1 pseudogene is annotated in these 426 nt (G+C 76.5%); it reads right to left on the reverse strand.

The features are described 5' to 3' along the window. A pseudogene (locus G3I40_RS32640) lies at positions 1-426 on the reverse strand (thiamine pyrophosphate-binding protein); the annotation flags it as partial.

Below are 426 nucleotides of genomic sequence, written 5' to 3' on the forward strand. Positions count from 1 at the left end.
GGGCCCGGGGGAGCAGGGCGGTCAGTGCCTCGGCGGCGTCGCCGTGCAGGGGGTGCGCGGCCGGGTAGACGCGGCCGAGCGCCGCCGCGTCGACGTCGATCTGGAGGTGGGCGGCGGGCAGGTGCAGTGCGTAGTCGGCGGTCTCGTTGGACCGGAAGTGCGTGCCGATGGTCAGCAGCACGTCCGCGTCGGCGAGCAGGGCGCGCCCCGCCGGGGTCGTCGCGAAGTTCCCGATGACCTGCGGGTGGTCCTCCGGCACGGTGCCGCGCCCCGAGTTGGAGGTGAACAGCCCGGCACCGGTCGCCTCGACGAGCGCGGTGAGCTCGGCGCCGGCCCGCAGGGCGCCGCCGCCGGCCCAGATCAGCGGACGCCGGGCGGAGTGCAACATGTCGCCCGCCGCGGCCAGTTGACCGGCATCAGGGACGG

Source organism: Streptomyces sp. SID14478 (genome assembly GCF_010548525.1).
GTDB lineage: Bacteria > Actinomycetota > Actinomycetes > Streptomycetales > Streptomycetaceae > Streptomyces.